Origin of the sequence: Micromonospora sp. WMMD1155, from assembly GCF_029581275.1 — a bacterium.
Taxonomy (GTDB): Bacteria; Actinomycetota; Actinomycetes; order Mycobacteriales; family Micromonosporaceae; genus Micromonospora.
The window spans coordinates 4386395-4407610 of sequence record NZ_CP120742.1; the positions used below are offsets into that span (position 1 = coordinate 4386395).

19 protein-coding genes are annotated in these 21216 nt (G+C 73.5%); 13 read left to right on the plus strand and 6 right to left on the minus strand.

The features are described 5' to 3' along the window. Positions 1-30 precede the first annotated feature (30 nt). From O7617_RS20320 to O7617_RS20330, 3 genes are all read left to right on the plus strand, one after another. Positions 31-903, plus strand: a complete 873-nt coding sequence (locus tag O7617_RS20320; protein ID WP_282257409.1) for an AraC family transcriptional regulator — start codon at positions 31-33, stop codon at positions 901-903. A gap of 20 nt (positions 904-923) precedes the next feature. Continuing rightward, the gene (locus tag O7617_RS20325; protein WP_282257410.1) at positions 924-1256 is read left to right on the plus strand and encodes a PadR family transcriptional regulator; all 333 of its coding nucleotides are present in this window, start codon (positions 924-926) and stop codon (positions 1254-1256) included. A gap of 96 nt (positions 1257-1352) precedes the next feature. Beyond that, complete coding sequence (locus tag O7617_RS20330) at positions 1353-1796, plus strand: hypothetical protein (RefSeq protein WP_282257411.1); 444 nt, start codon at positions 1353-1355, stop codon at positions 1794-1796. Positions 1797-1799: 3 nt separating this feature from the next. Here O7617_RS20330 and O7617_RS20335 read toward each other — a convergent pair whose 3' ends face one another. Together O7617_RS20335 and O7617_RS20340 are read right to left on the minus strand one after the other, a co-directional pair. After that, on the minus strand, positions 1800-2297 hold the full coding sequence (locus tag O7617_RS20335; protein ID WP_269682966.1) for an NUDIX domain-containing protein: 498 nt from the start codon (positions 2295-2297) through the stop codon (positions 1800-1802). A gap of 59 nt (positions 2298-2356) precedes the next feature. Continuing rightward, positions 2357-3511 carry a M48 family metallopeptidase gene (locus tag O7617_RS20340; protein ID WP_282257413.1) on the minus strand — a complete coding sequence of 385 codons (1155 nt, stop codon included), beginning with the start codon at positions 3509-3511 and terminating at the stop codon, positions 2357-2359. A 317-nt stretch (positions 3512-3828) separates the two neighbouring features. Here O7617_RS20340 and O7617_RS20345 point away from each other — a divergent pair, with 317 nt between their 5' ends. The 4 genes from O7617_RS20345 (at position 3829) to npdG (ending at position 7534) form a co-directional block, all read left to right on the plus strand. After that, positions 3829-4032, plus strand: a complete 204-nt coding sequence (locus O7617_RS20345; protein ID WP_109820768.1) for a hypothetical protein — start codon at positions 3829-3831, stop codon at positions 4030-4032. Positions 4033-4111: 79 nt separating this feature from the next. Then, entirely contained in the window at positions 4112-5170 is a 1059-nt protein-coding gene (locus tag O7617_RS20350) for a hypothetical protein (RefSeq protein ID WP_282257414.1), read from the plus strand. Between the two features lie 66 nt (positions 5171-5236). Next, positions 5237-6667, plus strand: a complete 1431-nt coding sequence (locus O7617_RS20355; protein WP_282257415.1) for an RNB domain-containing ribonuclease — start codon at positions 5237-5239, stop codon at positions 6665-6667. Positions 6668-6835: 168 nt separating this feature from the next. Further along, the gene (gene npdG, locus O7617_RS20360) at positions 6836-7534 is read left to right on the plus strand and encodes an NADPH-dependent F420 reductase (RefSeq protein ID WP_282257417.1); all 699 of its coding nucleotides are present in this window, start codon (positions 6836-6838) and stop codon (positions 7532-7534) included. A gap of 117 nt (positions 7535-7651) precedes the next feature. Here npdG and panB read toward each other — a convergent pair whose 3' ends face one another. Together panB and O7617_RS20370 are read right to left on the minus strand one after the other, a co-directional pair. Then, complete coding sequence (gene panB, locus O7617_RS20365) at positions 7652-8497, minus strand: 3-methyl-2-oxobutanoate hydroxymethyltransferase (RefSeq protein ID WP_282257419.1); 846 nt, start codon at positions 8495-8497, stop codon at positions 7652-7654. 210 nt (positions 8498-8707) lie between these two features. After that, positions 8708-10465 carry an NAD+ synthase gene (locus O7617_RS20370; protein WP_282257421.1) on the minus strand — a complete coding sequence of 586 codons (1758 nt, stop codon included), beginning with the start codon at positions 10463-10465 and terminating at the stop codon, positions 8708-8710. 284 nt (positions 10466-10749) lie between these two features. Here O7617_RS20370 and glnA point away from each other — a divergent pair, with 284 nt between their 5' ends. Then, positions 10750-12099 carry a type I glutamate--ammonia ligase gene (glnA, locus tag O7617_RS20375; RefSeq protein WP_282257423.1) on the plus strand — a complete coding sequence of 450 codons (1350 nt, stop codon included), beginning with the start codon at positions 10750-10752 and terminating at the stop codon, positions 12097-12099. A gap of 87 nt (positions 12100-12186) precedes the next feature. Continuing rightward, a complete protein-coding gene (locus O7617_RS20380; RefSeq protein ID WP_196919021.1) occupies positions 12187-12612 on the plus strand; it encodes a DUF350 domain-containing protein in 426 nt (141 codons plus the stop codon). 409 nt (positions 12613-13021) lie between these two features. Here the strand turns inward: O7617_RS20380 and O7617_RS20385 are convergent, their stop codons facing one another. Further along, positions 13022-13477 (minus strand): hypothetical protein, encoded by a 456-nt coding sequence (locus O7617_RS20385; protein WP_282264808.1) that lies wholly within the window; start codon positions 13475-13477, stop codon positions 13022-13024. Between the two features lie 184 nt (positions 13478-13661). Between O7617_RS20385 and O7617_RS20390 the strand changes: the two genes are divergently transcribed. Next, positions 13662-14609 (plus strand): virginiamycin B lyase, encoded by a 948-nt coding sequence (locus O7617_RS20390; protein WP_282257426.1) that lies wholly within the window; start codon positions 13662-13664, stop codon positions 14607-14609. Here the strand turns inward: O7617_RS20390 and O7617_RS20395 are convergent, their stop codons facing one another. Then, positions 14610-15563: an LD-carboxypeptidase gene (locus O7617_RS20395; RefSeq protein ID WP_282257427.1), complete on the minus strand. Its 954-nt coding sequence runs from the start codon at positions 15561-15563 to the stop codon at positions 14610-14612. An 89-nt stretch (positions 15564-15652) separates the two neighbouring features. Here O7617_RS20395 and O7617_RS20400 point away from each other — a divergent pair, with 89 nt between their 5' ends. The 3 genes from O7617_RS20400 to O7617_RS20410 are packed head-to-tail and all read left to right on the plus strand — an operon-like array spanning position 15653 to position 21181. Beyond that, positions 15653-16420: a type 1 glutamine amidotransferase gene (locus O7617_RS20400; protein WP_282257428.1), complete on the plus strand. Its 768-nt coding sequence runs from the start codon at positions 15653-15655 to the stop codon at positions 16418-16420. Further along, positions 16420-19572, plus strand: a complete 3153-nt coding sequence (locus tag O7617_RS20405) for a bifunctional [glutamine synthetase] adenylyltransferase/[glutamine synthetase]-adenylyl-L-tyrosine phosphorylase (RefSeq protein WP_282257429.1) — start codon at positions 16420-16422, stop codon at positions 19570-19572. Before O7617_RS20400 ends, O7617_RS20405 begins: the two co-directional genes overlap by 1 nt. Further along, entirely contained in the window at positions 19565-21181 is a 1617-nt protein-coding gene (locus O7617_RS20410) for a hypothetical protein (protein ID WP_282257430.1), read from the plus strand. The genes O7617_RS20405 and O7617_RS20410 overlap by 8 nt, the downstream gene beginning before the upstream one ends. The last annotated feature ends 35 nt before the right edge of the window (positions 21182-21216 follow it).

Below are 21216 nucleotides of genomic sequence, written 5' to 3' on the forward strand. Positions count from 1 at the left end.
CGTGGCTGCTGGAAAGGGAAGGAGATCCTGGTGCTGGAGCGGCTCAACGAAGCCATGACGTACATCGAGCGGCACCTCGACCGGAAGATCGAGGTGGCCGAGCTGGCGCGGATCGCGCTGACGTCGGAGTACCACTTCCGGCGGCTGTTCTCCGCGCTGGCCGGGATGCCGCTGTCGGAGTACATCCGTCGGCGTCGGCTCACCGTCGCCGGGGCGGACGTGCTGGCGGGGGAGCGGACGTTGCTCGACGTCGCGGTGCACTACGGCTACGGGTCGACCGAGGCGTTCGCCCGGGCGTTCCACGCCGTGCACGGCGTGGGGCCCGGAGAGGCTCGGCGTACGGGGGCGGCGCTGCGTGCCCAGCCCCGGATGTCCTTCCGACTCACCGTCGAAGGGAGCGGCAGTATGGAGTACCGGATCGTCGACAAGGACGCGTTCGCGCTGGTGGGGCGCAAGGCTCGGGTGCCGCTGGTGCACGAGGGGATGAACCCGGCGATCGTGGCGTTCATCAAGGGCATCGACCAGGAGACGACCGAGCGGATCGAGGCGCTCTCCGACCAGGAGCCGAAGGGGATCGTCAACGTCAGTGACAACCTCGCCGACAGTCGGGCCGAGGGCACCGAGTTGGACTACTGGCACGGAGTGGTGACCGGTGCCGTACCGCCGGAGGACCTGGATGCGCTGCCGGTGGCGGCGGGCACCTGGGCGGTGTTCACCACCTCGGGCGCGTTCCCCCAGGCGGTGCAGTTCCTGTGGCGGGACGTGTTCACCCAGTGGTTCCCGTCCAACCCGTACCGCAGCCGACCCGGACCGGAGATCTCCCGGGTCCGGGTCTCCGCGGACGGCACCGAGGCGGACGCCGAGCTGTGGATTCCCGTCGAACGGGTACCCACCCCTATGTAGAGTTCCGATACAGTGGTCGGATGCGGATGACCATTCCGGTGGCCAAGGTGCTCGCGGCGCTGCTCGCCGAACCCGACGCGCAGCGCTACGGGCTGGACCTGATGCGCATGACCGACCTGCCCAGCGGCACCCTCTACCCGGTGCTGCACCGGCTCACCGAGGCCGGCTGGCTGGCCGCCGACTGGGAGGAGATCGACCCCGTCGCGGCCGGTCGGCCGGCCCGCCGCTACTACCGGCTCACCGCCGTCGGGGTGACGCGGGCCCGGCAGGCGCTAGCCGACCTGCGAGCCGCGATCCCCGACGGCCGTCCATCGTGGGGCGGCACCGAGCCGACCGGAGCGCCGGCATGGTGAGCCGACGGGTCGCCGAGTTGCTGTTGGAGCTGGCCGCCCGCCGCTGGTCGGTCGACGTCCGCGACGACCTGCGCCGCGAATGGGCCGCCGCCTCAGGTGCAACTGCCGCTCTGGTCGCTGTTGACCACCGGATCGGCGGTGCTCCTCGCGGTGCACGCCGCACGCTGGGCCCGGCACACCGCGCTCGGCGGTCCGCTGCGAATCGCGCTCGGGGTGGTGCTCCCCATCGGTGCGGTCATGGCCCTGGCCGGGTACACCCTCGACCCCGACGACATGCCCGGCTCCGGCCCCGTGATCGAGGCCACGGCGGGAGACTCCGTCGACCGGATCTCGGCACCGCTGTGGCTCTTCTCCTGCCTGACCGACTGGAACTTCGGCCTGCCCCGGCCGACCCGTTGGAAGATCTTCCTGATCGCCGACGAGGTGCTCGTGGAGCCGATGTTCTATCTGGCCTGCTCGCCCTACGCGCTCGCGTACACCATCCGGGCGGCCCGGTCGGCCCCCGCCGAGCAGGTCGCCCTCGCGGCGACCCCGGTGTGAACCTCAGTCGGGTACGTCGTCCCAGGTGGTGCCCGGCTCCAGGTAACCGGCGACCTGGTTCTCGCGCAGCGCGTAGGCGAGGACCAGCAGGGCGTGCTTGTCCAACTCGGGCAGCCGGTCCACCGGGAACCACCCGACGGCCAACGACTCGTCGTCGTTGACCCGGGCGGTGCCGGACACCAGCCGGCACAGGAAGCCCAGGTTCAGGTATTCGCAGCGGTCCCCGTTGGGATAGGTGTGCGGGTGCGAGACGGCGCTGGACAACCGCACCGGCGCGACCTCCAGACCGGTCTCCTCCCGCACCTCACGGACCAGCGCGGCGGCCGGCTGTTCGCCCGGCTCGACGAAACCACTGATCACCGACCAGCGGCCGTCGTCGGCCCGCTGACCGAGCAGCAGCTCACCGGCGTCGTTGCGGACCACCGCGCTCACGCTGGGCAGCCAGAGCAGGTCGTGCCCGACATGCTTGCGCATGCCCACGATGTAGTCCGGTGTTCCCATCCGGCGATCATAGGCACGACCCCACCGGCCGGCGCCGCCCCGTCACGGCACGTCGGGGATCAGGCCGACCAGCTGACGGTACGGCGGAAGCGCTCGTACTCCCGGACGAGCTCGGCGTCGATCTGTTCCATGCGGGCCTCGGTGAGCACCACCGAGGGGTCCTGCCACTGTCGGTCGGTGAGCATCCGGCGACGCAGTCCGGTCGGCGGGTGGGCGGCGAACAGCGACGCCTCGTCGCGGACCGACAGTTGGCGCAGCAGCGGCAGCCGATCGGCGTTCGCGGCGCGGGCCTCGGCCAACGCCGAACGCCACCGGTCCGGGCCGTGCCCCGCCCGGGTCTCCCGGCGCACCGCCAGCGCCATCGACTCTGCGCTGAGCAACGCGTCGAGCAACTCGGTCGCGCCAGCCGAACCGGCCACCCGGGCGGAGAGTTCGTCGGCGAGGTACTCGGCCCGTTGGCTGTCCCGCAGCGCCACACTCACCAACACCAGGTGACCGACGAACAGCACCCGGGACACCACCCACTGGAACGCCCGACCCAGCGCGTCGCCCACCATCTCCACCAGCCCACCACCGCCGCCGGTCTGCACCGGCCGGAACAGGTCCGCCGCGGAGCCGAGCATGGTGAACGCGGGCTGCGTGAGCAGGCCCCGACGCGGGTCACCGTTGACGAAGTGGCCCAACTCGTGGCCGAGCAACGCCACCCGCTCACCGGCGGTGAGCGAACCCCACAGCGGCAGCCCGAGGCACAGCACCTTTCGTCGCCGCAGGCCGACCGCGCCCGCGTACGCGTTGAGCTCGCCGTCGACGCCGACCACGTCGGGCGTCGGCGCCCCGATCACGGTGGTCACCTCGTCGATCAGCGCGAACAACTCCGGTGCCCGGTCCCGGGAGAGCACCTCCAGGTCCGGGTCGAGCCGACCGAAGCGAGGCCGCAGCGCGATCGCCAGACCCACCATCACGACACCGGGCAGGATCGCCAGGTTGGGAAACGGAAACGCCACGGTCAGCCACACACCGGTCACCGCGAGCGCGAGCACCCCCGCGACGAGCACCAGGGACACCAACGCGGTAAGCGTTCGGGCGCGATTGGACCCGTTGGCGCCCAGCGGTCGCCCGGCCAACTCGGTGAACTGCCGCGTGGTCGCCCGGAACGCCATCCGGTAGGTCCACCTGTCGACCCAGGTCCAGCCGAACTCGCGTTCCCGCCGCACCGGGTCGTATGTGTTCAGATTCCACTCGCAACTGGGGCACCAGGGCACGGCGTCGCGTACGGATCTCGTCGTGGCCCCACACCCCGGGCACGCCCCCGTACCGGTCACCGTGTTGATCACGGGGACGATCCTGCACCAGGTACGTCGTACGCCGGAACTGGCCGTTCAGCCGAAGGTCGGCGGTGGGAAAAGTGTCCCGGCCTGGGCTTCTTTTGCTGTTCCGGCCCGACGAACGCCCTGCATATCTACTGTGGAGAGGGTCGGCGACTTGTGCGATCCGGTGGCGGCCGGCCGGATCGCGGTGCACAGTGATTCCCATGAGCGACAGCGGACGTGGTGGGCAGTTCTACTGGTGCACCCGGCATCACCGGGTCGAGACGGACGCCGACGTGTGTCCGGCGAAGCACGTACTCGGCCCGTACGACTCGGCGGCCGACGCGGAGAACGCCCTGCAACGAGTGCAGGAGCGGAACGAGGCGTGGGATGCCGAGGACGCTCGTTGGGCCGGGGAGGACAGATAGGCGGCGCGGGACGGCTCGCGCCGAGGCATTTCGTGCTCCGCGACGCACGCGAGAGCACGTCCCCGAGGAGGGAACCACGATGGCCGAAGCACAGCAGGCCACCACCCGTCCGACTGCCCGACGTACCACCGCGAAGAAGACCGCCGCGGCGGAGCGGAACACGGCGGCGAGCCGGACCACCCCCGTCCGCAAGTCCACCGCGGGTGCGACGGCGGCGAAGGCCCCGGCGCGCAAGGCGGCCGGCGGCGCGGGGCGTGCCCCGGCCAAGAAGACCACCACGGCGGCCAAGAAGGCCCCCGCGAAGAAGGCCACCACGACGAGCAGGACCACCACGACGAGCACGGCCAAGAAGGCCCCGGCGAAGAAGACCACGACCCGCACGACGACGGCCGCGGCGAAGCGGGCCCCGGCATCTCGCACCTCCACCGCCGCCGCGTCGCGGCCCTCGACGCGGCCCGCGACGCGCAAGAGCACCGCGACCGCGAAGAAGACCACCGCCGCCGCGAAGAAGACGACGGGTACGGCGAAGAAGACCACCGGTGCCGCGAAGAAGACGGTGAGCGCCGCGAAGAGGACCACCACCTCGGCGGCGAAGAAGACCACCGCCGCGGCGAAGGCGCCGGCCCGCAAGACCGCCACCGCGACGAGGGCAACGGCGCGGAAGACCGCGACCGCGGCGAAGGCGCCGGCCCGCAAGACCGCCACCGCGGCGAAGGCGCCGGCCCGCAAGACCGCCACCGCGGCCAAGGCACCGGCGCGGAAGACCGCGACAGCGGCGAAGGCACCGGCGCGGAAGACGGCGGCGAAGGCGTCCGCCGTCAAGAAGACGGCGGCGAAGAAGACGGCCGTCACGAAGGCCGCCGTCAAGAAGGCCCCGGCGAAGAAGGCCGCGTCCACCCGACCCAGCGGTGGCGCTCGCAAGGCCCCGGCGAAGAAGGCCCCCGCCGCAAAGGTGACCGGCACCTCATCGACGACCGCGCGCAAGGCGGCGGCGAAGAAGGCACCGGCGAAGAGGACCGTCGCCGCCAAGGCCCCGGCCCGCAAGGTCACCGCCCGCAAGTCACCGGCCCGCCCGGTCGCCGCCCGCGCCACCGCCCCCCGGGGTACGCGCAGCACCGCCCGGAAGGCCACCGGCTGAGCGGGCCGCGGACATCTCGGCCGGTCACCGGAAGCGGATCACCGGCGGCGCTGTCAGGATTGACCCGTGGTCATCCGACGCGTACTCGCGCCCCGCATCGACTTCGGCGCGCTGCGCCGCGAACTCGGCCTGCCCGAGGAGTTCCCGCCCGACGCCCAGCGTGAGGCGGACGAGGCGGCGGGCGCGCCGCCTCGTCCGCCCGTCGACCGCACCGACGTACCGTTCGTCACCGTCGACCCGGCGACCTCCCGGGACCTGGACCAGGCGATGCACCTCGCCCGCCGTCCCGGTGGGGGTTACCGGGTGCGGTACGCGATCGCCGACGTCGCCGCGCACGTCAGGCCGGGCGGCGCGTTGGAGGCGGAGACCTGGCGGCGGGGGCAGACGATCTACCTGCCCGACGGGAACGTGCCGCTGCACCCCCACACCCTCAGCGAGGGCGCCGCCAGTCTGCTGCCCGACGACGACCGGGCCGCGGTGATCTGGACGATCGACCTGGACGCCGACGGCGGCACCGTGGCTGTCGAACTGGAACGCGCCATGGTCCGCAGCCGCGCCAAACTCGACTACGCCGGGGTGCAGGCGGCGGCCGAGGCCGGTCGACTACCCGACCCGATCGCGCTGTTGCCGGAGATCGGCGACCTGTTGACCGCCCGTGGGTTGCGTCGCGGCGCGATCAACCTGCCGCTGCCCGAGCAGGACCTGGAACCCGACGGCGAGGGCTGGCGGCTGGTGCTGCGCGCGCCGGTGCCCATGGAGGAGCACAACGCCCAGATCTCCCTGCTGACCGGGATGGCCGCCGCCGACATCATGCTGGCCGGCCGCATCGGGTTGCTGCGGACCATGCCGGCTCCCAAGCCGGAGGCGGTGCAGCGGCTACGGGCCGCCGCCGCACCGCTGGGCGTGCACTGGCCGGAGGAGATGGGCCCGGGTCAGGTGATCGCCGGTCTGGACCCCGCCCAGCCGCGCGCCGCCGCTTTCATCGACCAGGCGGCCGAGTTGATGCGCGGTGCCGCGTACACCGCCTTCGACGGGACGGTGCCGGAGCAGCCGGAGCACGGCGGTGTGGCAGCCGCGTACGCCCACGTCACGGCGCCGTTGCGACGCCTGGCCGACCGGTACGCCACCGAGGTCTGCCTGGCGCTGCACGAGGACCGGCCGGTGCCCGACTGGCTCCGTGCCGCGTTGCCCCGGCTGCCGGAGGTGATGGCGAGCACCGACCGGACCGCCTCGGCGGCGGCCCGGGGCGCGGTCGACCTGGCCGAGGCCGCGGTGTTGGAGCACCGGGTGGGCGAAACCTTCGACGCGGCGGTCCTCGACGTCGACGCCCCGCCCAACGGTCGGTCCCGTCCCCGACCGCCGGGCGGCACCGTGGCCCTGGACGAGCCGCCGGTACGCGCCCGCTGCCTCGGGCGACTGCCGCTCGGCGAACGGGTCCGGGTCCGCCTGGTCACCGCCGACCCGGCGGCCCGCACCGTCCTGTTCGAGTTGGCCTGACCGAGCCGTCCGGCGGCGGCCTGACGCGCTTGCGGGCCGGAGGGCCCGAGCCGGCCTGACCTCGACGGCCTGACGCGGTGCCGGGCCGGACGGTCCGAGCCGCCCGAGCCGGCCTGACCTCGACGGCCTGACGCGGTGCCGGGCCGGACGGTTTGCGAGGATGACCGCATGGCATACGACGCGAGCACGCTCCCCGACGTGTCCGGGCTGACGGTCGGCATCATCGGTGGCACCGGCGACCAGGGGCGGGGCCTGGCCTACCGGTTCGCGCGGGCCGGGCAGACGGTGCTGATCGGTTCCCGCAACGCGGAGCGGGCCGCCGAGTCCGCCGCCGAGATCGCCGCGCTGCCGGGCGTGCCGGCCGACGCCGGTGTCACCGGCGCGGCCAACGACGAGGTGGCCCGGCGCAGCGACGTGGTGATCATCGCGGTGCCGTGGGACGGGCACGCCGCCACCGTCGCCGCCCTCGCCGAGCCGCTCGCCGGTCGGATCGTCGTCGACTGCGTCAACCCGCTCGGCTTCGACAAGCAGGGCCCGTACGCGCTGACCGTCGCCGAGGGCAGCGCCGTGCAGCAGGCCGCCGCGCTCCTGCCCGACTCCCGGGTCTGCGCGGCGTTCAACCACGTCAGCGCCCCGCTGCTGGCCGACCCGGAGGTCGACCGGATCGACCTGGACGTGCTGATCTGCACCGAGGACCGCGAACTCGTCGGCATCGTGGGTGCGCTCGCCGCCCGGATCCCGGGGATGCGCGGCATCTACGCCGGTCGGCTGCGCAACGCCCACCAGGTCGAGGCGTTCACCGCCAACCTGATCGCCATCAACAAGCGCTACAAGGCACACGCCGGCATCCGCGTCACCGACGTCTGACCGGGTTCCCGGTCCGACGATCGCCGTGATCCACTCGGGTTCGGTGATATCGCGGTGTCCCGGTGCCGGGGATACCCCGACATCGGCGAACCCGAGTCGATCACGGCTCCTGCTGGACTAGAAGGTGTGTTCGGCGGCGGGGAACTCGCCACCCCGGACCTCGTCGGCGAAACGGCGGGTGGCGTCGGTGAGGGCCCCGGCCAGGTCCGCGTACCGCTTGACGAAGCGTGGCGTCTTCCCGGTGCGCAGGCCGGCCATGTCCTGCCAGACCAGCACCTGCGCGTCGGTGTCCGGGCCGGCGCCGATGCCCACCGTCGGGACCGGCAGCTCGTTGGTGATCCGCTTGGCCACCTCGCCGGGCACCATCTCCAGCACCACCGCGAACGCGCCCGCCTCCGCCACCGCCCGTGCGTCGGCGAGCACCTCGTCGGCGGCGTCGCCCCGGCCCTGCACGCGGTAGCCGCCCAGGGTGTGTTCGCTCTGCGGGGTGAAGCCGATGTGCGCCATCACCGGAATGCCGGCGCCGACGATCGCGGCGATCTGCGCGGCGCAGCGACGGCCACCCTCCAGCTTCACCGCGTGGCAGCCGCCCTCCTTCATGAACCGGACGGCGGTGCGCAGCGCCTGGCCGGGCCCCTCCTCGTAGGAGCCGAACGGCAGGTCACCCACGATCAGCGACTGCCGGGTCGCCCGCACCACGGCCCGCACCAGCGGAAGCAGCTCGTCGGCGGTGATCGGCAGGGTCGTCTCGTAGCCGAACACGTTGTTCGCGGCCGAGTCGCCGACCAGCAGCACCGGGACGCCGGCCTGGTCGAAGATCGACGCCGTGTACTGGTCGTACGAGGTGAGCATCGGCCACCGCTCACCGCGTTCCTTGGCGGCGATCAGGTCCCGGGTGCGGACCCGTCGGGTGGCCGGGCCCCCGTAGAGCGCGGTCACCTCGTTCGGAGTGGACTCCACCATCTCTGTCTCCCTTCCTCGAGGCCGCGTGCGCGGTCCCCGGGTTCAGTCGCGATCGTCGCACCGCGAGACGGGGCGATGGCAGGGCCCAGTGCAAGATGTCACTCCACCGCGACGCGAGGCCGTCGGCGGCAGAGCCGCGAGGCCGTCGCGGGCAGTGCCGCGGGGCGGTGTCGGGTCGTGCCACCGACCCGACACCCCACGGTGTACGGCTCAGCCGCGCTCGCGCCACCGGTTGGTGATCGGCAGACGGCGGTCCCGACCGAACGCCTTCATCGAGATCTTCGTGCCCGGCGCGGACTGCCGTCGCTTGTACTCGGCGGTATCCACCAGCCGCAGCACCTTGTCCACCACCGCCGGGTCGTGGCCCGACTCGACCAGCCCGTCGCGGCCGAGGTCGCCGTCGACGTAGCCGATCAGGATCGGGTCCAGCACGTCGTACTCGGGCAGGCTGTCGCTGTCGAGCTGCCCCGGGCTCAGCTCGGCGCTCGGCGGCTTCCCGATCGAGTTCTCCGGGATCGGCGGGGTCTCGCCGCGCCGGGCCGCGTCGGTGTTGCGCCACTTGGCGAGTCGCCAGATCAACGTCTTCCAGACGTCCTTGACCGGGTTGAAGCCGCCCACCGAGTCGCCGTACAGGGTGGAGTAGCCGACCGCCAGCTCACTCTTGTTGCCGGTGGTCAGCACCAGGTGGCCCTCCTGGTTCGACAGCGCCATCAGGATCACGCCACGAACCCGGGCCTGCAGATTCTCCACGGCCAGGCCGGACAGCGACAGGTTGGCCAGGAACCCGTCCACCATCGGCTGGATCGGTTCGACCCGGTAGTCCAGGCCGGTGCGCTTGGCCAGGTCCGCGGCGTCCTCCCGGGAGTGCTCGGAGGAGTGCTGGCTGGGCAGCGACACTCCGACCACCCGGTCCGGTCCGAGGGCGTCGACGGCCAACGCGGCCACCACCGCCGAGTCGATGCCGCCGGAGAGACCGAGGACCACCGACGGGAACCGGTTCTTGTTGACGTAGTCGCGCAGACCGAGGACCAGCGCCTGCCACACCTCGGCCTCGTCGGCCACCGGCTCGATCAGACCGCCGGTGGCGGCCGGGCCGGTCGGCGCGGCCGGAATCCCGTCGAGGGTGCTGCGGACGATCCGCATGCCGTCCGCGACGGACTCGCCGGTCGGCAGGTCGGTGGCGGTCGGCAGGTCGACGTCGTGCACGAGCAGGTGCTCGACGAACTGGGGAGCCCGGGTGAGCAGGTCACCGTCCGCGCTGACGATCATCGAGTCACCCTCGAAGACCAGTTCGTCCTGGCCGCCGATCATGTTCACGTACGCGATGGCGGCACCCGCCTCGGCGGCCCGGCGGCGCACCAGCGGCAGCCGGATGTCGTCCTTGTTCAGCTCGTACGGCGAGCCGTTGATGTTGACCACGAGGCCGACGCCCGCGCGCCGGGCGGCGGCGAACGGGCCCCCGGCCTGCCACAGGTCCTCGCAGATGGTCAGCGCGACGTCCACCCCGCCGATCCGCACCACGGTCAGCGCGTCCCCGGAGACGAAGTAGCGGTCCTCGTCGAAGACGCCGTAGTTGGGCAGGTGGTGCTTGAAGTAGCGGGCGGCGACGGTGCCCCTGTGCAGCAGCGCGGCGGCGTTACGGGCCCCCCGGCCCGGCTCGGCGTCCCCACTGACCTGCGGCGGCCCGTCGGCGTCCAGGTAGCCGACCACGACCGGCACGTCGCCGAGCCCGTCGGTGGCGAGGTCGGCCGCGAGCCGCTCCACGGCGGCCCGGGACGCGGCCACGAAGGAGCGCCGGAAGACCAGGTCCTCGACCGGGTAACCGGTCAGCATCAGCTCCGGGAAGAGCACCAACTGGGCGCCGGCATCGGCGGCCTGGCGAGTCCAGCTGCGGACCAGGTCGGCGTTGCCGGCGATGTCGCCGACGCTCGGGTTGACCTGGGACAGGGCGAGACGCAGGGTGGGCATGTCCTCATCTTGCCCCAGCCTCGGCGGCTGAATCCCACCCCTCGGACGAGATGGCCGCCACGCTGCGACGGACGCGTCCGCCGGGCGGTGCGGCCGCGGGCCCCCCGAGCAGCAGGGCACGGGGTTCTTCGACGGCAGGGCGCACGCCTGTGGGGCGGGAGGTGAGGGGACGGCCGGCGGCGGTTCGCGTAACGTCTGCGTAACCAGGCCCGGGAAGACTGGGCGATCAGGCCGGGTGCAGCCCGGCCAATGCGGACAAATGAGTGTCGCGAGGGGTTGGGGAAGTGGACCGTCAGCAGGAGTTCGTCCTCCGGACGCTGGAAGAGCGGGACATCCGGTTCGTCCGGCTGTGGTTCACCGACGTGCTGGGCACGCTCAAGAGCGTCTCGGTGGCGCCAGCGGAGCTGGAGGCCGCCTTCGAGGAGGGCATCGGCTTCGACGGCTCGGCGATCGAGGGCTTCGCCCGGGTCTTCGAATCGGACATGGTGGCCATGCCCGACCCGACCACCTTCCAGGTCTTCCCGTTCGAGGGCGGGGTCAGCGGCGAGAGCGCCCGGATGTTCTGCGACATCCTGCTGCCCGACGGCGGGCCCTCCTGGGCCGACCCCCGGCACGTGCTGCGCCGGGCCCTGTCCAAGGCCGCCGAGAAGGGCTTCACCTTCTACACCCACCCGGAGATCGAGTTCTTCCTGCTGGAGAACGGCCCGCAGGACGGCTCGCTGCCCACCCCGGTCGACACCGGCGGCTACTTCGAGCACACCACCCACGCGGTGGCCCGCGACTTCCGCCGTCAGGGCGTGCTGGCGCTGGAGCGCATCGGCATCTCGGTGGAGTTCAGCCACCACGAGGTCGCCCCCGGCCAGCAGGAGATCGACCTGCGCTACGCCGACGCGCTGACCACCGCCGACAACATCATGACCTTCCGGCACGTGGTCAAGGAGGTGGCGCTCTCCACCGGCGTGCAGGCCAGCTTCATGCCGAAGCCCTTCACCGACCAGCCGGGCAGTGGCATGCACACCCACCTGTCGCTGTTCGAGGGGGAGCGCAACGCCTTCCACGACTCCGGCGACCCGATGAAGCTCTCCAAGGTGGCGAAGTCGTTCATCGCCGGCCTGCTGGTGCACGCCCGGGAGTACACGGCGGTCACCAACCAGTGGGTCAACTCGTACAAGCGGCTCTTCCCGCAGCACCTGCCGGACCGCATCACCGAGAGCCCGGCGTACGTCTGCTGGGGTCACCTCAACCGGTCCGCGCTGGTCCGCGTGCCCGCGTACGGCAAGCCCAACTCGGCCCGGGTCGAGGTCCGCTCGCTGGACTCGGCGACCAACCCGTACCTCGCCTTCGCGGTGCTGCTCGGTGCCGGCCTGAAGGGCATCGAGGAGGGGTACGAGCTGCCGCCCGGCGCCGAGGACGACGTCTGGGCGCTGACCAGCGCGGAACGGCGTGCGATGGGCTACGAGGCGCTGCCGGAGAACCTGGCCGAGGCGATCGACGTGATGGCCGAGTCCGAGCTGGTCGCCGAGGTGCTCGGCGAGCACGTCTTCGACTTCTTCCTGCGCAACAAGCGGGCCGAGTGGGAGCAGTACCGCCGCGAGGTCACCCCGTACGAGCGGCAGCGTTACCTGGCGCTGTAGCGGCGGGGCTGACGCGGTTGCGCCCTGCCGCTATCGTCTCGATCACCGCGCCGGTACCCCTCCGGGCGGAGAGTCGGGAGGCAGTCGGTGCTGGAGGATCTGCTCAGCGGTGCCTGGCAGAGCGTCGTGTTCGGGATCGTGGGCGTCGGGCTCATGGCGGCCGGGTTCGGGCTGGTCGACCTGCTGACCCCGGGCCGGCTGCGGGACCTGATCTGGGTCGACCGCAACGCCAACGCCGGGCTGTTGCTCGCCGCCAACCAGCTCGGCATCGCCGGGATCGTCTTCACCGCGATCCTGACCAGCTACAGCGACTTCGGCAAGGGGCTCGCCTCCACCGTGGTCTTCGGGCTGGTCGGCCTGGCCATCATGGCGCTGGCCTTCGTCGTGCTGGACCTGCTCACCCCGGGCAAGCTCGGCGAGGTCATCTGCTCACCCGAGCCGCACCCGGCGGCCCGGGTCAGCGCCGCCACCCACTTCGGGGCCGCACTGATCGTCTGCGCCTGCATCGCCTGACGACGCGCGCAGGCGTGGCGGTTCCGGTCCACGATCTCCGGCCGGTCGAGGTGCGCGCGGGCGTCGTACCCCGGTCGTAGCGTGCCGGGCATGAACCGACGTGTCGGCGGGCCGAGGCGGCCGGTGGCAAGGTGCTGGTCGCGGCGCGTACGGCGCCGAGCGGGTTCACCCTCGCCCACCTGCTCGACCCGGCCGGCAACCACCTCGGCGTGTTCACGCCGCCGCCCGGCCAGAACTGACGCCTCCGCCCCCGGGCGGTCGGCCGTTCCCCGGCGATCGGCCGGCCCCGGAGGGGCCCGGCCCGGAGGTGCACGGCGGTGATCGACACCCAGATCGCCGATGTGGCGGGGTCCCCGCTTAGGGACACCGCCACATCGGCGAAACGGAGTGGATCACGGGCGCCGGGGGCTCACTTGCCGGGCGTACCCGCCGGGCCGCCGTGGTGGCCCCACCCACGGTGACCGCCGGGGAAGACGCCGGCCTCGACGGCCTTGGTGATGGCGTCGGCCTGCTCCTGGGTGAGCTTGCCATCCTTGACGGCCTGGTCCAGCCGCTCCTTGAGCGCGGCCTTGCGGTCCTCGCCGGAGGGGCGCTGCGGCCGATCGGCCGGCCGGTGCTGCTCGCGGACCTTCTCCAGGGCGGCGGTCACCTTGTCGGTGGGCACGCCCAGCTCCTTGGCGAGCGCCTCGGCGAACTCTCCCTGCCGGTCGGCCTTAGCGCCGGGGCCCGGGGCGGTGCTGGCGCTCGGCGCCGGGGTGGGGGTGTCCGCGGCGAACGCGATCGTCGGGGCCGCGATCCCCACGCCGAGGACCCCGGCGGTGGCCAGGCCGGCCAGCAGGTGCTTCCTACGGATGGTGCGGGACATGCTGTCCTCCAGAGGTTCGGTCATCGTGCAGGGTCGTCACCGACAGTGACCGGGCAGTCTGGGTGGAAGCCGTGGCGATCCTGTCAGCGGGCTGACAATCGCGGCGGGTGGCGGACGAAGTCGGTTGTGGAGCGCTGGCCGTACCGGTCAGGGTGGGCGATCCGACCACGGAAGGACACCGCACGTGACGACCGTCGACATTCGGGAGATACCGCTCGTCGCGCCGGGAGCGGGCCCGTACGGCATCACGGCTGGCCCCGACGGCGCGTTGTGGCTGACGCTGGTCCACGCCGGAGCGATCGCCCGCCTGGGGGCGGACGGCACGGTCCGTACCCATCCGCTTGATCCGGCCGGCGGTCGCCCCTTGATCATCACGGCCGGGCCGGACGACGCGCTCTGGTTCACCCGCTCCGGCGACGACCGGATCGGTCGGATCAGCCTCGACGGCGAGCAGCGCACTGTCGCCCTACCCGCGGGCAGCGGACCGGACGGCATCGCCACCGGAGCCGACGGCGCGCTCTGGTACGCCGGGATGACCTCCGACACGATCGGCCGGGTCGACACCGACGGCACTGTCACCGTGTTCCCGCTGCCGGTGACCGGCGGGTTCGCCTCGATGATCACCGCCGGGGCGGATCAGGCGCTCTGGTTCACCCTCAACCAGGCGAACGCGATCGGCCGCATCGACCTCGACGGTCGGGTCACGGTGCATCCGCTGCCCACCGCGAACGCCGGACCGGTCGGCATCACCCTCGGCGCCGACGGGGCGGTCTGGTTCGTGGAGATCGCCGCCGGTCAGCTCGGCCGGATCACCCCGGACGGCGAGATCGTCGAGTTCCCGCTACCGGACCGTGCGGCCCGGCCGCACGCGATCGTGGCCGACCCGGCGGGCGGCGTGTGGTTCACCGAGTGGGGCGCCAACCGGATCGGCCACCTCGATCCGACCGGCCGGATCGACGCTCACGACCTGCCCACCCCCGATGCCGAGCCACACGGCATCACCCGCACCGCCGACGGCGTCTGGGCCGCCCTGGAAATCGGCGCGGTAGCCCACCTGCCCCACCCCGCCCAGTCCTCGGTGATCAAGAGGTTTGCGTCAGGATCCGGGCCGGAATTGACGCAAACCTCTTGATCACCGGGGGAGACGGGGGGAGACGGCGGGGGCCACCGTCAGGGTTCCGGTTTCGGTGTTGATGGTCGCTCGGGTGCCCACCGGGACCGTCAGTTGGTCTTTGCCGTGGCCGATGGGGAGGCCGCCGAGGACCGGTACGCCCAGGTCGCCGAGGCGTTCGGTGAGCACGTCCACGATCGTGGTGTCCCAGCCGTCGCCGCAGTCGGTGAACTGCCCGACCGCCACCCCGGCCAGGCCGTCCAACGCGCCGGCCCGACGGAGGTGGGTGAGCATCCGGTCGACCTTGTACGGGGGCTCCTGCACATCCTCGATCAACAGCACCGCACCGGTCAGGTCGGGCAGGTCCGGTGTGCCGATCGACGCGGCGATCATGCACAGGTTGCCGCCGAGCAGGGTGCCGGTGGCGTGACCCGGCACGCGGACGTCGAACGTCTCCTCGGTGGGCACCGCACTGATCGACACCGGTTCGGTCGTCATCAGCGCCGCGTGCAGGGACTCGGCGGAGCGCAGCGGGGTCCGCTCGTCGCGCCAGGCCGCCCCCGGGCCATGCACCCCGGCCAGCCGGGCGCCCCGCCACAACGCGAACTGCAGGGCGGTGATGTCCGAGAAACCGGCCACCACCTTCGGGTCGCGGCGGACGGCGGCCATGTCGACGGCGTCCACGATCCGCTGGACGCCGTACCCGCCCCGGGTGCAGATCACCCCCCGGATCTCCGGATCGGCGAAGGCCGCGTTCAGGTCGGCGGCGCGCAGCTCGTCGGTGCCGGCGAGGTAGCCGTGGCGGGCGTACGCGTTCGGGGCCGGCACCGGGCGCAGACCCCAACCGACCAGCAACTCCATGCCCCGGGCCACCCGCTCCGGCGAGGTCGGCCCGGACGGCGACACCAGCAGCACGGCGTCACCGGGCACCAGCACGGGTGGGCGGACGGCGGCGGTGGTGTGCTCGCTGATCACAACCGCAGAGCCTAACGATCCCACCAGCACGGGCACGCTGGTCCGTGGCAGGGCGTGGCACGGGGTGGCGTACCCGCTAGCCTCGACGGGTGGCAACCGCGCTGGTGATCGAGAACGACCCGACCGACGACGCCCGCCGGCTGGGCGAGTGGCTGACCGAGGCGGGGCTGGAGTTGTGGGTGGTCCGCCCGCACGCCGGCGACGAGCTCCCCGCCGACCTGGAGGGGTACGCGGCGCTGGTGGTGCTCGGCGGCGAACAGCAGGCGTACCCGCTGCCGGACGGCTCGCCCGGCGCGCCCTGGTTCCCGGCCGTGGAGGGCCTGTTGCGCAAGGCGGTCCGGCACCGGGTGCCGACCCTGGCCGTCTGCCTGGGCGCGCAGCTGCTCGCCACCGCGCACGCCGGGCTGGTCGAGCGCAGCCCGTCCGGGCCGGAGATCGGCCCCGGCGTGGTGGGCCGGCGCGACGCCGCCGAGAGCGACCCACTGTTCCGGTACGTGCCGTTGATCCCGGACGTGCTCCATTGGCACGTCGACGAGATCACCGAGCTGCCCCGGGGCGCGACCCTGCTGGCCGCGTCGACCCGTTACCCGCACCAGGCGTTCCGGCTCGGTGACCGGGCCTGGGGTCTGCAGTTCCACATCGAGTGCGACGCCGCGATGATCGCCGACTGGTCGACCGACTCGGCCCAACTCGCCGAGCTGGGCTACGACCCGGAGTTGGTGGTGGCGGCCTGCGCCTCGGTGTTGGCCGACATCGAGGAGGTCTGGCAGCCGTTCGCCGCCCGGTTCGCCGCGCTGGCGCTCGGCGAGTTGGACGACAGCGTGACGCGGCGCGGCCTGCCGCTGCTCGGGCACTGATGAGCCGGCCGACCAGGACGCCGGGGCGGCTCGCCCGGTACGGGTTCGGCACCGCGGAGGGCGACGGCGGCGCGCGCGCCGCGGACCTTCTCGGCCCGGACGGGCTGCGGCTGTGGCGGCCGGAGGAGCAGGAGCCGACCGACGAGCCGGCCGGGGAACTGCTCGCCGCGCTGTCCCGGGCCGCCGACCCGGATCTGGCCCTGCGCCAACTGCACCGCATCGTCGAGGCCGCGAGGCGGACCGACGGCACCAACGCGCCGGGCGGCGGCAGCCGTGCCAGTGTGCCGGGCAGCGGCAGCGGCACCAGTGCGCGAGGTGGCGGCAGCGGCACCAGTGCGCGAGGTGGCGGCAGCGGTGCCGGGACACCGGGCGGCAGCGGCGGCGACGCGTACCCTCCGCTGCTGGCGGAGCTGCACGCCGACCCCGGGCTGCGGCGGCGACTCATCGCCGTGCTGGGCGCGTCGTCGGCGCTCGGCGACCACCTGGTGGCGAACCCCGAGCACTGCCTGACCCTGCGTACCGCCCCGGACGGGCTCGCCCCCGTTGCCGAAGGGCGGCTGGAGGTGACCGACGGCGGCAACCCGGTGGCGGCGCTGCGCACCGCGTACCGGTTGGCGTTGCTGCGGATCGCCGCGGCGGACCTGACCGGTGGCCGCGGCCTGGAGCAGACGATGGCCGCGCTCTCCGCGCTTGCCGACGCGACGCTCGCCGCCGCGTACGAGATCGCTGTCGCCGAACTGGCGGACGGCACCGAGCGGCCCCGGCTCGCGGTGGTGGCGATGGGCAAGTGCGGCGGTGGCGAGCTGAACTACGTCTCCGACGTGGACGTCATCTTCGTCGCCGCCGAGGACGCCGACCTGTCCGCCGCGACCCAGGTGGCGACCCGGCTGATCTCCGTCTGCGGGATGGTCGCCTGGCCGGTGGACGCCGCGCTGCGCCCCGAGGGCAACCGGGGCCCGCTGGTGCGGACCCTCGCCAGCCACCTCGCCTACTACCGGCGGTGGGCGCGCACCTGGGAGTTCCAGGCGCTGCTCAAGGCCCGCCCGGCCGCCGGTGACCTGCCGCTGGCCCAGGAGTGGATCGACCAGCTCGCGCCACTGGTGTGGCGGGCGGCCGAACGGCCCGAGGCGGTCGAGGACGTGCGCGCCATGCGCCGCCGGATCATCGACAACATCCCGCCGAAGGAGCTGGAACGCGAGATCAAACGCGGCCCCGGCGGGCTGCGCGACATCGAGTTCGCCGTCCAGTTGCTGCAACTCGTGCACGGTCGCGGCGACGAGACGCTGCGGGAGCCGGGCACCATCCCGGCGCTGCGCGCGCTCGTCGCCGGCGGCTACGTCGGTCGCGCCGACGGCGAGGCGCTGCTGCGCGGCTACCGCTTCCTGCGCGGCGTCGAGCACCGGCTGCAACTCCAGGGCCTCCGTCGCACCCACACCGTGCCGACCGAGCCGGGCGCGCTGCGCTGGCTCGCCGCCGCGCTGGGTTTCACGGCCACGCCGGGGCGCAGCGCCGTGGAGAGCTTCCGGGCCGAGTGGGTCACCCACGCCACCGAGGTACGCCGGCTGCACGCCAAACTGCTCTACCGGCCGCTGCTGGAGTCGGTGGCCCGGGTGCCGGCCGACGGGCTGCGGCTCACCCCCGAGGCGGCCCGGAACCGGTTGGAGATCCTCGGTTTCGCCGACCCGGCCGGGGCGCTGCGGCACCTCCAGGCGCTCACCGGCGGGGTGAGCCGCACGGCGGCCATCCAGCGGACCCTGCTGCCGGTGCTGTTGAGCGAGTTCGCCGACGCGCCGGAGCCGGACCGAGGGCTGCTCAACTACCGCAAGGTCTCCGACAAGCTCGGCAGCACCCCCTGGTACCTGCGGCTGCTGCGCGACGGCGGCCCGGTCGCCCGCCGGCTGGCCCGGGTCCTCGCGCTGTCCCGGTACGTCGCCGACCTGCTCGCCCGCGACCCGGAGGCCCTGCGGCTGCTGGCCGAGGAGAACGAGCTGGCCCCGCGCTCATCCGACGTGCTCCGGGAGGGGTTCCTCGCGGCGGCGGCCCGGCACACCGATCCGGTCGAGGCGGCCGGTGCGGTGCGCGCGCTGCGACGTCGGGAGCTGGTCCGGGTGGCCTGCGCCGACCTGCTCTGCCGGGCGGGCGCGCTCGCGCCCACCCCCACCCGACCGGACGGCGCGAACCGGCCCGCCCCCGGGCTGGCCGACATCACCGAGGTCGGCACGGCGCTCGCCGACGTCACCGACGCCACCCTGGCCGCCGCGCTGCGCGCCGCCCGGGCCAGCCAGCCCGCGCCGGAGGGGCTGCGGTTCGCGGTGATCGGCATGGGACGGCTCGGCGGGTACGAGTCGAACTACCTCTCCGACGCCGACGTGCTCTTCGTCTACGACCCGCCCGCCGGGGTCAGCGAGAGCGCCGCCAGCGCCGCCGCGCACGCGATAGCCGAGGAACTGCGCCGGTTGCTCGGGGTGCCCGCCCCGGACCCGCCGCTGGGCGTCGACGCCGACCTGCGCCCGGAGGGCCGGCAGGGTCCGCTGGTGCGCAGCCTCGCCGCCTATTCGGCGTACTACGCCCGCTGGTCGCGGGTGTGGGAGGCGCAGGCGTTGCTGCGCGCCCGGTTCGTCTGCGGCGACGCGGGTCTGGGCGCCGAGTTCGAGGCGATGATCGACCCGGTGCGGTACCCGGCCGACGGGCTGACCCGCGAGCAGGTCGTCGAGATCCGGCGGATCAAGGCCCGGGTGGAGACCGAGCGGCTGCCCCGGGGCGCCGACCCGGCCACCCACACCAAACTGGGTCGCGGTGCCCTGGCCGACGTGGAGTGGGCGGTGCAGCTCGTCCAGCTCCGGCACGCCGGGGCGAACCCGGCGCTGCGCGGCACGCGTACCCTCGACGCTCTCGCGGCGGCCGAGCGGGCCGGCCTGATCGACCCGGCGGACGCCGCCGAGATGGCCGCCGGGTGGTCCCTGGCCGCGCAGGTCCGCAACGCGTTGATGCTGGTCCGGGGTCGGGCCGGCGACCAGCTGCCCCGGCACGGGGTGGAGCTGGCCGGTGTGGTCCGGCTGCTCGGCCGCGACGACCCGGGGGAGTTCCTCGACGAGTACCTGCGCGTCGGTCGTCGTTCCCGGGCCGCTACCGAACGGGTCCTCAATGCCTGACGCGTCGCCCCGCCCGTTCGGGCGGCGCACCGGCTGGGCGGCGGCGACCGGGGTCGCGCTGGTGCTCGCCGTCGCGTTCCTGGTCGCGCCCCGGATGGGCACCGACCTCGCGGCGCAGGTGGCCCGCGCCGAGTTCGCCGACCGGTACGGTGCGACGCCGCTCGACCTCGGCTGGTACGGCGGCGTCAACCAGTACGGCTACAGCCTGTTCACAGCCCGGCTGGGTGCGTTGGTCGGGGTGCGTCCACTGGGGGCCGTCGCCGCGGTGCTCGGCGCGTTCGCGCTGGCGTGGCTGTTCGCCCGGAACCGGGCCCGACGGCCGCTGCTGGCCGGTGTCCTCGGCGCCGTGGTCCTCGTCGGCAACCTGGCGAGCGGACGGATCACCTTCGCGGTCGGGCTGACGTTCGGATTGGTGGCGCTCTGCGCCGTCAGCACGGAACGCCCGCCACGTCCGCTCCGGTTGGCGCTGGCCGCGGTCTGCGCCGCCCTGGCGACGGCGGCGAGCCCGGTCGCCGGCCTGTTCACCGGGCTGGCCGGTGCGGCGTTGCTGCTGGCCGCCCTGCGGCGCGGCGACGGACCGGGCCGCCCGCTGGCGGGTGGGTGGCGGGCGGAGGGTCCACTGGCGGAGGGTCTCGTCCTGGCCCTGGCCCCGGCGGTCACGCTCGCGCCGATCGCGCTCCTCTTCGGCAACGGCGGCACCCAGCCGTACTCGGCCGAGTCGATGCGGATCAACGTCGCGCTCGCCGTGCTGGTGGCGGTCCTGCTGCCGCGACGCCGCCGGGTGCTGCGGGTCGGCGCGGCGCTCACCGTCCTGCTCCTGGTCGGGGCCTACTACGTGCCCAGCCCCATCGGGTCCAACGCGCTGCGCCTGCCGCTGCTCTTCGCGCTGCCCGTGCTGGCCGGGTACGCCCCGCTGCCCGGCCCGTGGCTGGCCGGGCTGCTCGCCGCCACGGTGTGGTGGCAGTCGCCGGTGATGACGAGCGACGTCACCCGGGCCGGTGCGCCGGAGAGCGCCCCGGCGTTCCACCGACCGCTCGTCGACGAACTGCACCGGCGGCAACCCGTCGGACGGGTCGAGGTGGTGCCGCTGCGCGACCACTGGGAGTCGGCGTACCTGCCCCCGACCGTGCCGTTGGCCCGTGGCTGGGAACGTCAGGTCGACAGCGACCGCAACGCGCTGTTCTACGACGGCACCCTGAACGCGCAGACCTACGAGCGGTGGCTCCACGACGAGGCGGTGACCTACGTGGCCGTCGCACCGGACGCCCCCGCCGACCGGTGGGGTCGGGACGAGGCCGCGTTGATCCGCGCCGGCCTGCCGTACCTGCGGGAGGTCTGGCGTGATGCGACCTGGCGGCTGTACGCCGTGGCCGACCCGACGCCGCTGGTCGGCGTACCGGGCCGGCTCGTCGCCTCCGACCGGGGCTCGGTGCGGTTGACCGCCGCGCCCGGCGACGTGCCGGTGCGGGTGCGCTGGTCGCGGTGGCTGTCGCTGAGCGGCCCGGACGGCTGCCTGCGCCCCGGTGCGGACGGGTGGACCGAGGTGCGGGTCCGCGCGGCCGGCGACTACACGATCAGCAGCGACCTGGCACCGGCCGAGCACTGCTGACGGTGCCTGCCGTCGCCCTCCGACCCGAGGGCTGG

Coding starts and splice junctions, on each gene's coding strand:
- O7617_RS20325 (WP_282257410.1), top strand. CDS start 924: ATGCGGATGACCATTCCGGTGGCCAAGGTGCTCGCGGCGCTGCTCGCC.
- O7617_RS20335 (WP_269682966.1), bottom strand. CDS start 2,297: ATGGGAACACCGGACTACATCGTGGGCATGCGCAAGCATGTCGGGCAC.
- O7617_RS20345 (WP_109820768.1), top strand. CDS start 3,829: ATGAGCGACAGCGGACGTGGTGGGCAGTTCTACTGGTGCACCCGGCAT.
- O7617_RS20350 (WP_282257414.1), top strand. CDS start 4,112: ATGGCCGAAGCACAGCAGGCCACCACCCGTCCGACTGCCCGACGTACC.
- npdG (WP_282257417.1), top strand. CDS start 6,836: ATGGCATACGACGCGAGCACGCTCCCCGACGTGTCCGGGCTGACGGTC.
- panB (WP_282257419.1), bottom strand. CDS start 8,497: ATGGTGGAGTCCACTCCGAACGAGGTGACCGCGCTCTACGGGGGCCCG.
- O7617_RS20370 (WP_282257421.1), bottom strand. CDS start 10,465: ATGCCCACCCTGCGTCTCGCCCTGTCCCAGGTCAACCCGAGCGTCGGC.
- O7617_RS20385 (WP_282264808.1), bottom strand. CDS start 13,477: ATGTCCCGCACCATCCGTAGGAAGCACCTGCTGGCCGGCCTGGCCACC.
- O7617_RS20405 (WP_282257429.1), top strand. CDS start 16,420: ATGAGCCGGCCGACCAGGACGCCGGGGCGGCTCGCCCGGTACGGGTTC.
- O7617_RS20410 (WP_282257430.1), top strand. CDS start 19,565: ATGCCTGACGCGTCGCCCCGCCCGTTCGGGCGGCGCACCGGCTGGGCG.